Annotated in this window: 7 protein-coding genes; 6 read left to right on the forward strand and 1 reads right to left on the reverse strand. The window is 41.8% G+C overall.

Annotated elements, in window-relative coordinates; genetic code table 11:
• The first annotated feature begins 2 nt into the window (after positions 1–2).
• The 4 genes from MTN96_RS26355 (at position 3) to MTN96_RS26370 (ending at position 8,120) form a co-directional block, all read left to right on the forward strand.
• Complete coding sequence (locus MTN96_RS26355; protein ID WP_248533223.1) at positions 3–3,155, forward strand: efflux RND transporter permease subunit; 3,153 nt, start codon at positions 3–5, stop codon at positions 3,153–3,155.
• Positions 3,148–4,557, forward strand: a complete 1,410-nt coding sequence (locus MTN96_RS26360) for a TolC family protein (protein WP_248533225.1) — start codon at positions 3,148–3,150, stop codon at positions 4,555–4,557. Before MTN96_RS26355 ends, MTN96_RS26360 begins: the two co-directional genes overlap by 8 nt.
• Before the next feature lie 14 nt (positions 4,558–4,571).
• Positions 4,572–5,600 carry a zinc-binding dehydrogenase gene (locus MTN96_RS26365; RefSeq protein ID WP_248533227.1) on the forward strand — a complete coding sequence of 343 codons (1,029 nt, stop codon included), beginning with the start codon at positions 4,572–4,574 and terminating at the stop codon, positions 5,598–5,600.
• 264 nt (positions 5,601–5,864) lie between these two features.
• Entirely contained in the window at positions 5,865–8,120 is a 2,256-nt protein-coding gene (locus tag MTN96_RS26370) for an acyl-CoA dehydrogenase (protein ID WP_248533229.1), read from the forward strand.
• A gap of 174 nt (positions 8,121–8,294) precedes the next feature.
• Here the strand turns inward: MTN96_RS26370 and MTN96_RS26375 are convergent, their stop codons facing one another.
• Positions 8,295–8,552: a phage integrase N-terminal SAM-like domain-containing protein gene (locus MTN96_RS26375; RefSeq protein WP_248533231.1), complete on the reverse strand. Its 258-nt coding sequence runs from the start codon at positions 8,550–8,552 to the stop codon at positions 8,295–8,297.
• A gap of 248 nt (positions 8,553–8,800) precedes the next feature.
• Here MTN96_RS26375 and MTN96_RS26380 point away from each other — a divergent pair, with 248 nt between their 5' ends.
• Positions 8,801–9,184 carry a hypothetical protein gene (locus MTN96_RS26380; RefSeq protein ID WP_054981868.1) on the forward strand — a complete coding sequence of 128 codons (384 nt, stop codon included), beginning with the start codon at positions 8,801–8,803 and terminating at the stop codon, positions 9,182–9,184.
• 132 nt (positions 9,185–9,316) lie between these two features.
• Entirely contained in the window at positions 9,317–9,814 is a 498-nt protein-coding gene (locus tag MTN96_RS26385) for a GNAT family N-acetyltransferase (RefSeq protein ID WP_248443879.1), read from the forward strand.
• The last annotated feature ends 360 nt before the right edge of the window (positions 9,815–10,174 follow it).

Consider the following 10,174-nt stretch of genomic DNA (forward strand, 5'->3'; position numbering starts at 1 on the left):
TGATGAAATTTTCACACTTTTTTATTCAGCGACCAATTTTTGCAGCCATGCTGTCGTTGGTTATTTTAATTGCTGGTGGTATTTCACTGTTTCAACTTCCTGTAAGTGAATACCCAGAGGTTGTGCCACCTACTGTAGTGGTAACAGCAAATTACCCAGGTGCTAACCCAACCGTTATTGCGCAAACTGTGGCAACGCCGCTTGAGCAAGAAATTAACGGCACCGAAAACATGCTGTATATGTTTTCTCAAGGCACCAGCGATGGCCGCATGACACTTACGGTAACGTTTGCATTAGGCACCGACCTAGACCGTGCACAAGTACAAGTACAAAACCGTGTAAACAGTGCATTACCACGTTTGCCCGAAGAGGTGCAGCGCTTAGGTGTAGTAGCAGAAAAATCATCACCCGATTTAACCATGGTGGTGCATTTATACTCGCCTGAAAACAGCCACGACACAGCGTATTTATCTAACTATGCCGACATTCATATTAAAGATGAAATTGCCCGTTTACCAGGTGTAGGCGATATTCGTTTATTTGGTGGTGGTAAGTACTCTATGCGTGTCTGGTTAAACCCAGATGCATTAGCAGCGCGTGAGCTTACAGCCACCGATGTTGTGGCTGCTTTGCGCTCGCAAAATCAGCAAGTTGCAGCGGGTAGCTTAGGTGCACAGCCAATTTCTAACGACAGCCAATTTCAAATTTTGTTAAACGTAAAAGGGCGTTTAAACAGTGTTGAAGAGTTTGAAAAGGTCATTATTAAAGTGGGCGAACAGGGGCAATTAACGCGTTTGTCTGATGTAGCCCGTGTAGATTTAGGTCTAGATACGTACGCACTTCGCGCTGAAATGGATAACCAGCCAGCACTTGCAATGCCTATTTTTCAACGCCCAGGTTCAAATGCGATTGAGCTTTCAGACCAAGTACGTGAGACAATGGCGCGTTTATCACAAGATTTTCCGGCAGGGGTTGAGTACGACATTGTTTACGACCCCACTGTGTTTGTTCGTGGTTCAATTGATGCGGTAATCGCTACATTGCTAGAGGCAATAGTATTAGTTGTTATCGTTGTAATTGTATTTTTACAAACATGGCGCGCGTCTATTATTCCATTGATTGCGGTGCCAATTTCGTTAATAGGAACGTTTGCTGTAATGCAATGGCTAGGCGTGTCTATTAATACTCTTTCGCTGTTTGGCTTGGTACTGGCAATTGGTATTGTAGTTGATGATGCGATAGTTGTTGTTGAAAACGTAGAGCGAAATATAGAACAAGGGCTTTCGCCTTTAGAGGCAACACGTGTTGCTATGAGCGAAGTAACCGGGCCAATTATTGCGATAGCGTTAGTGCTGTGTGCGGTATTTATTCCTACTGCATTTATTACCGGTTTATCGGGTCAGTTTTATAAGCAATTTGCACTAACAATTACTATTTCGACTGTTATTTCGGCGTTTAACTCGTTAACCCTGTCGCCTGCGCTATCGGCATTATTATTAAAATCGCACGATGCAAAACCAGATGCATTCACGCGTTTACTTAATAAACTGTTTGGTGCGTGGTTATTTAAACCGTTTAACCGCGTGTTTGACCGTGGTGCTAAAGGCTACGAAAAGCTGGTACAAAAGCTTATACGTATGAGCGTTATTGTTATGGTGGCCTATGTTGCGCTGGTGGGCGGTACAATTAAATTGTTTGATACCGTACCGGGTGGCTTTATTCCACAGCAAGATAAGCAATATTTAGTTGCGATTGCGCAACTGCCAGATGCAGCCAGTTTAGACCGCACCGAAGATGTGCTCTCGCAAATGCAAAAAATAGCATTAGAAGTACCAGGCGTTGCACACACCGTGGCGTTTCCAGGCTTATCGGTAAACGGTTTTACTAACAGCCCAAATAGCGGCATTGTATTTACGCCACTTGAGAGCTTTGATAAACGTACCGACCCTAGTCAATCAGCGATGGCAATTGCCGCGCAGTTAAATCAGCGTTTTGCAGCTATTGATGAAGCGTTTGTGGCTGTATTTCCGCCACCGCCAATTCAAGGCTTAGGTACCACCGGTGGCTTTAAACTGCAAATTGAAGATAGAGCAAATAAAGGCTTTGATGCACTATTTAATAGTTTGCAAACCATTATTGGTAAGGCGCAGCAAGACCCCGCGTTAATGGGCTTATATTCAAGCTTTCGCATTCAAGTACCACAAATGGATATTGATATAGACCGCGAGCAAGCGCTTATTCAAGGTATTCCTCTTGATGAAGTATTTGACGCATTGCAAATATACCTAGGCTCTGTGTATGTGAATGACTTTAATATGTTTGGTCGTACTTATCAGGTTAATGCGCAAGCTGATGCTGATTTTCGCCTTGACCCTGAGCAAATCCTTAACCTAAAAGTACGTAACAGTGCAGGAAATATGGTGCCGCTTGGCTCGGTACTTACAGTTACACCAACAATAGGGCCTGACCGTGTAATGCATTACAACGGTTACCCAAGTGCAGAACTAAACGGCAGTCCAGCCCCCGGTTATAGCTCTGATCAGGCACAAACTGCTATTGAAACAATATTAGCCGACAACCTGCCAACAGGTATTGAGTACGAGTGGACAGAAGTAACGTACCAACAAGTACTTGCAGGTAACACCATGGTTTATGTATTCCCATTAGTTGTGTTGCTTGTATTTATGGTGCTTGCTGCGCAGTACGAAAGTTTACGTTTGCCACTGGCCATAATATTAATTGTACCGATGACTATTTTCTCAGCACTATTAGGTGTGTGGTTTGTAGGCTCAGACAATAATATATTTACTCAAATTGCATTAATTGTACTGGTGGCACTCGCCTCTAAAAACGCCATATTAATGGTAGAATTTGCCCGCGACCAACACGGCGGTGGGTTAACGCACTTTGAGGCAATATTAGCGGCGTGTCGTATGCGTTTACGCCCAATATTAATGACCTCAATTGCCTTTACTGCTGGGGTTGTACCTTTGGTACTTGCAACCGGTGCAGGCGCGGAAATGCGCCACGCAATGGGTAACGCGGTGTTTGCAGGCATGATAGGGGTAACGGTGTTTGGCTTATTATTCACACCTGTGTTTTACATGTTAGTTGTGAAAAAGCAGCAAAAAGCAAAGGGGTTATCGCATGACTAATTTTATCGCTAAACCTATCAAAACGCGCTTAACGTTAAGTGCTGTGTTAGTGGCTGCTTTTTTATCTGGTTGCGCTAGCAAAATAGATACACAAAGCGAGCAAAACGCTATTAACGATTTTGTAGCTCAAGCAAATATTGCCAGCAATGTTGCCACAGCAGATGAAACAAATTGGTGGCACAAGCTTGAATCAAAGCAGCTAAATGCTTTGGTTAATAGCGCACTTGCCAATAACTACAATTTGCAAACAAGCCAATTAACGCTAAAAAGTACCCTTGCCCGACTTGGTGAGCAAAAAGCGCAATATTTACCCCAAGGCGGGGTAAATATTGGCGCAGCACGAAGCGATGCACCGAGTGTGTTTGACCGTCAATCGAGTGCTAACATAGCGCTTGATTGGCAGTTAGATTTATTTGGCCGTATTACTGCTTTGGTTGATGCTGCAAATGCATCGGCCATGAGCCAAGCCGAGCAAGTACGTTCACTGCAAATTGAAGTGGTATCGTCTGTTGTTAAAGGGTTTGTAAGCTATCAAGGTAATGTTGAAAAACAACACATTATAGCCATGCAAATTAACGCATTAGAGCAAAGCATTGAGGTACTTCAAGCACGTGTAGATGAAGGCGTTGCCAACGAGCTTGACCTAAACCGTACAATGGCACAGCTTAGGCAGCAAGAAGCCTTAATGCCCGCTATTGAGTATGCAAAATACAGCGACTTATCTACTTTAGCTGTGCTTACAGGTAAGCTTGCGCAAGACATTGCGATAGACAATGAGCAAAACCTGCTTGAGCAAAGCTTTAGCGTTGCGCTTAAAAATGCCAATAGCGCCATTGCCCTTCGCCCTGATATAAGCCGTGCATTGTATGATTTTAGCCAAGCTAACAGCTTAAGTGTGGCGGCAAGTAAAGCCTTACTACCTGATATTAGCTTATCAGCCTTTGCAGGCGTAGTGAGCATAGACAGCACGGGCTTAAAAAACACTGATCAGCAATGGCAAGTAGCCCCCCAATTGCAATGGTCAATATTAAGTTACCCCGCACTCCTTGCCCAGCGCGACGCACAGCAGTTTTTAAGTGAAGCTGCCTACAGCGACTATCAGCAAATAGTATTAAATGCGGTGACTCAAAGTGAACTTTCATTGCAAATGTTGGTCAATCAACAACAGCAAGAGCGTTATGCTAAACAGCGCTATGGCTTTGCAAATAAAGCATTTTTACAAGCACAGGCGATGTACGAAGAAGGTCAAATACCGTACTTAGAGTTGTTAGATGCACGCCAGGATGTTTTAATGGCACAAGAAAACGCTGTTGACACAACTATTGCTACATTGCTTGCTAAAGTGAATGCTTATCAGGCATTTAACGGCCAATGGAGCTATGCACTTAGCAGTACAAAATAGGTAGAGTTAATTGAATGAGCAATACTGAATTATCACATCAAGGCAGCCCCTTACAAACCATGCGCGCTATTGTTTTATCACAACCAGATGAGCAAATACGCTTGCAAGATGTTGAGGTTGATATACCCGAGTGCGCCGACAACGAATTGTTGGTAAAGCTTGAGTATGTAGGCCTTAATCCTGCTGATGCCTATTTTGCTAAAACGGGATTTTGTAAGTGGCAATACCCTCATATTTTAGGCCTAGACGCCGTTGGTGTGGTAGTTAAAGCTAACAAAGGTGTGTTTCCTGGGGTTGGCGAACGAGTAATGTGGCATGCCAATATAGGTAAGCAAGGAGTACTGAGTGAATACACCACGGTACCTAATTTTGCTGTATCGGTTGTGCCCGATGGGTTGTGCCCTGCAAAGGCTGCTACGTTACCGTGCGCTGGTATGGCCGCCCTTATTAGCTTAGATAAAATTACCATTACGGAGGGCGACCAAATCCTAATCGAAGGTGGCTCTGGTGCGGTAGGGCAGTTTGCCATTCAATATGCTAAACAACGCGGTGCCGATGTATTTACCACCGCTTCAAAGCGTAATCACAAACTGGTAAAGCAGCTAGGTGCCGATGTGGTATTTGATTATAACGACAAAAAGTTACGCGACAAAATTCGCCGCGAGCTTGGCCCGCAAGGGTTTGATGCTGTAATTGATACTATGGGCGGTGAATCAACGCTTAGAAATATTGAATTAATGCGTTTTTGCGGGCGTATCGCGTGTTTAAACTCGCTGCCTCATTTTGATCAGGATTTAATGTACCACCGAGCGCCTAATATTAGTGTGGTGTCTATTGGTGGTGCGTGGCTTGCCAATAGTTTATGTGCACAGCAGCGCTTAAGTTTTATGGGCAATTTATTGCTTGAAGGCGCGCTATCGGGCGATATTAAAACACCGGCAATCACTGCGGTTGACTTTACTGCTGACTCAGTCAGTGCTGCCTTAAATAACCAAATAGCGGGTGGCTTTACAGGTAAACACGTTGTGCAAATAAGCAGTTAACGTTGCCCACCTTATTTTAAAAACGCAGCTCAAGTGGCTGCGTTTTTTATGCCTAAAAAATAGCTTTTTATGACTTTGGGGCTTAATTGTTGCCAAATAGAGGTATTTCAGCGCACAAGTGTAAGCCTTTTAGTTTCAACAGTTTACGTCACCGTAAAGAAAATAAATTGAAAAAACTGTTAATTAATTGAATAGAGTAATTGATCTAAACTGATTTTTATGACGTAATGTAGGTATTATTTATCTGGTCGGATGAGTTCAATCATGAGTTTACGTACAAAATTAAAAAAAGTATTACCAAGTATTTCAATCACTGAACAAGAAGCGCTAGACGCGGGTGATGTGTGGCTAGAAGGGTCTATCTATCAAGGTAAGCCAGATTTTAGCGCACTACGCGATGTGCCGGCTGCTACCCTAAGTGCAGACGAGCAAGCATTCTTAGATGGCCCAGTACAAGAGCTACTAGGCATGATTGACGATTCAGTTATTCAAAACGGTATTCACTTACCAGATGACATATTAGAATTTTTGAAAAAAGAGCGTTTCTTCTCGCTTATCATTCCTAAATCGTTTGGCGGTTTAGAGTTTAGCCCTTATGCAAACTCAACTATTGTGGCAACCATTGCAACTAAAAGCTCTGCAGTAGCGGTAACTGTTATGGTTCCTAACTCTTTAGGCCCAGGTGAGTTATTACTGCACTTTGGTACACAAGAGCAGCAAGCGCATTACTTACCGCGTTTAGCAAACGGCAGAGATATTCCATGTTTTGCATTAACAAGCCCAGAGGCGGGCTCTGATGCAGGTGGCATTCCAGATATTGGTACTGTAACTAAGGGCATGTACAACGGCGAAGAAGTACTTGGCCTTGAGATCACATGGGATAAGCGTTACATCACACTGGCACCAATCGCTACGGTACTTGGTTTAGCATTTAAAGTAGTGGATCCAGAAGGTTTACTAGGCGGCAAAGAAAACTTAGGTATTACCTGTGCGCTTATTCCTAAAGATCACCCAGGTGTAGAGCTTGGCAACCGCCATGACCCAATGGGGATTCGTTTTTATAACGGTACTACACGTGGTAACAAAGTATTTGTACCAATGGACTTTATTATTGGCGGCCAGAAAAACATCGGTCGTGGTTGGCAAATGTTGGTTAGCTGTTTAGGCGCAGGACGTGGTATTTCATTACCTGCACTAGGTGTAAGTACTTCGCAAGTAGCATTTAAATCAGCATCTGAATACGCAGCAGTGCGTGAGCAGTTTGGTTTAGCAATTGGTCAATTTGAAGGTATTCAAGAAAAACTAGCAGACATTGCAGGTAAAACATACCTACAAGAAGCAATGCGCGTACTGACAACTGAAGGCCTAGGCATGGGCTTAAAACCATCGGTTGTTACAGCAATAGCTAAATACCACATGACCGAGCTTGGCCGCGACGTATTAGATTCTGCAATGGATATTCAAGCGGGTAAAGCGATTCAAAATGGCCCACAAAATACCCTTGCAAGCGGTTATGTTGCACAGCCAATTGCTATAACGGTAGAAGGCGCGAACATTCTTACTCGTAACCTGATGATTTTTGGTCAAGGTGTTATGCGTTGTCACCCTTATTTACAATCTATGGTTGAATCAATCCATAGTGAAGATAAAGGTGCAGATAAAGAGTTTAACGGTATTTTACGTAAAACAATTGGTTACAGCACAGCAAACAGCTTACGTGCGTTCCGTTTAGGTGTTTTACCATTTACTGCAAGTGCAAACTCTGCATTACCAGAAGTACGTGAATACGAAAAAGCAGTACATAAACTATCAGCTAAATTAGCTGTGTATGCTGACTTCTCGTTACTAGTACTAGGCGGTAAGTTAAAGCAAGCTGAAATGCTATCAGCACGCTTAGGCGATGTAATGAGCTTTTTATATGCAGCAATGGCATCAATTAAATACTACGAGCAAAAAGTAGCAAGTAGTGAGCGCGAGCAAGCGGCTCCTTACTTCCATTACGCAACACGTTATGCATTACAAAGCGCTGAAGAAGCACTGCATAAGTTTTTAGATAACTTCCCTGCAAGTGGTACTCGTAAGTTTATTCGTTTTGTAACAATGAACTACTCAACTAAAATGCCAAAAATTAGCGACGACTTAATTCGTGAATTAGCAAAACAAGCACAGCTTGATACCGCATTTAAAGCGCAAATTACGCATTTAGTTAAGCCTGTAGAAGGTGACGGTCATCACATTAACGAGCAAGCTTATAAAGCCAAAATGGCATCACTTGTTGAGCTGGCTAAAGTTAAAAAAGCGCTGCGCGCTAAAAAGATTAAACCAGGTACACGTTTTGCCATTACGCTAGATAACGCATTAGCGGCAAATGTAATTACTGCGGATGAACATGCGCAACTAATTGATTACAACAAAAAGCGTGAAAAAGCGATTCGCGTTGATGAGTTCGACTTTGACATGAACTTATTAGATGACAACGCACAACCAGTTAACCCACTTAAAAGTGTAGTTAATCAATAAAATTCAATGATGCAAAGCGCCTGCTGTATCGGCGCTTTTATTATTGATTAAAAAATTAGTGTGGAGCCTCGTTTGTTTAAAACCAAGCGGGGCTTTTTTATGTGTGTAATATAGAGGCAGGGGTAATGGTGGCTCATTTGATGGTCGTTTTGCTTGTTCAATAAGAGTAGGTGTTTAGTTTATTTTCCATACTTTAAATAGAAAGCTCAACGCATTTAAGGCTTGTGTTTGAGTATTAGGAGCAACATTTTGTTGGTTGACTAAATGATTTAAAAAAAGTTCGACCTCATTATCTCCCATCGTTGTTGGGTGCTTCATAGAGTTAAAACGAATAAACGAAGCTATCCAGTATAAATACGCTTTAATGGTACTTTTAGCATAATGCTTTAGATACATTTGTTCGGCTATCATAGTTAAAAAAGGTGATTTCATGATATGAATCTCTAGCAAAATTTAACTGTGTATATAGACAGTACTTGTTGTTTTGTCCAATATTACTGATCTCCACCATTTCGGTGTATTTTCGCACTGATTAAAAATAATTTTCAGTTAACTAATTGTTTACAGGTGTTTATTTGATGGTTAAGATAAATGCATTGTAATATATGGACATTTGTCGGTTTATAAAACGACAAATGTCGTAGACAAAATTGTTATGTGCCAGGGAAGCTAAAGAGGCAATGTTGAGATTTCACGATTATCATCTTCAAAAGTACGAAGTAAGCGACCACGGCAAAACTGTAAAGTTATATTTGGGCTTCGGTTACCCCGGCAAAGAAACTGATTTTTCGGAAATCACCTTCACCGAAGTAGCTATTTATCATTTCGTCCACACTGCATATTCGATTATCACAGACATTGAAAATGTCCCGATTAGCTCTCTCTTCGAAAATGAAAAAGAGAATGTCCAAAATTGGAATCGACATTTTGGCGTCGATATTTGGAAAGATGATATTGAAACTACAGTAAATTATCTTCAAAGTAATAATTACAGTGGCTGGTATATTGAGTCGGCCATAGGTTTCAGTGGGTTTGTTGTGGCTAAATCGGTTAATGGCACATAACAAAAAAATTAAGTCACTCACTTCGTTCGCTGGGACGCATTCATGCGGGGCGGCTTCGCCATTATGCCCCACAAGCCTGCGCCCCTTATTTAAAAGTTATGCGTTCGGCAGATCTTACAGTAAGGATGTAACTTGAAAATTAGACACTTAGAAGAATTTGATCATAAAGATCTTCATAATATTTATAGCTTTACGGAAGTAATGGCAAATACATCACAACTTCCTTTTTTGAGCTCTTCGCAAGTTTCAAATCTCTTTTCAGCATCAAATCAATACACGTTAGTTGCAGAAGTTAATGGTAAAGTGGTTGGACACGTGACGCTATTCCTAACGGATAAAGTTCGGGATAAGCATACTGCTTCTATTGCCATCGCTGTTCATCCTGAAAGTCACGGACAAGGTGTCGGAAAAGCCTTGATGCATGAAGCAATCAATCAAGCTGATAATTGGCTTAATTTAATTCGTGTTGAATTAGAGGTTCATGCTGATAATCTTTCAGCCAAAGCTCTGTATGAAAAGGTAGGCTTTGAAACTGAGGGCATTAAGCGTTTGAGTACATTCAAAAGTGGACGGTATATAGATATGGTTATCATGTCCAGAATCAGCCCTGCACATGGAATGAACGCATAACAAAGCGTTTAAGGCAGATTCGCAACGCATGGCATTCTTGGTTCAAATTGAGTTTTGTGTTTACGGTGTAATGGTTTAGGTTAGTCGTAGGCGTCGCTCACTACTTAACGCGGCGTTAGCAGCCAGAAGTTACCATCATGCAACCAAGTAATCTGTTAAAAATTGAATCATTAAATGATGATTGGCGGGATAAAGACTCCATACTTTTACATGCCTGTTTTCAGCTGCTAAAAACAAATAAACAATAAACAAGACACCCATCTTAAATTTTGTACTTAACGCAACCTAGATTCTAATTGGAAGTGCACCACCTAATTCATTATAGACTTCATTTGGTGTTTTAAATCCTAAACATTTTCT

This window comes from Pseudoalteromonas sp. 2CM28B (assembly GCF_023161935.1).

Coding starts and splice junctions, on each gene's coding strand:
- MTN96_RS26355 (WP_248533223.1), top strand. CDS start 3: ATGAAATTTTCACACTTTTTTATTCAGCGACCAATTTTTGCAGCCATG.
- MTN96_RS26360 (WP_248533225.1), top strand. CDS start 3,148: ATGACTAATTTTATCGCTAAACCTATCAAAACGCGCTTAACGTTAAGT.
- MTN96_RS26365 (WP_248533227.1), top strand. CDS start 4,572: ATGAGCAATACTGAATTATCACATCAAGGCAGCCCCTTACAAACCATG.
- MTN96_RS26370 (WP_248533229.1), top strand. CDS start 5,865: ATGAGTTTACGTACAAAATTAAAAAAAGTATTACCAAGTATTTCAATC.
- MTN96_RS26375 (WP_248533231.1), bottom strand. CDS start 8,552: ATGAAATCACCTTTTTTAACTATGATAGCCGAACAAATGTATCTAAAG.
- MTN96_RS26380 (WP_054981868.1), top strand. CDS start 8,801: ATGTTGAGATTTCACGATTATCATCTTCAAAAGTACGAAGTAAGCGAC.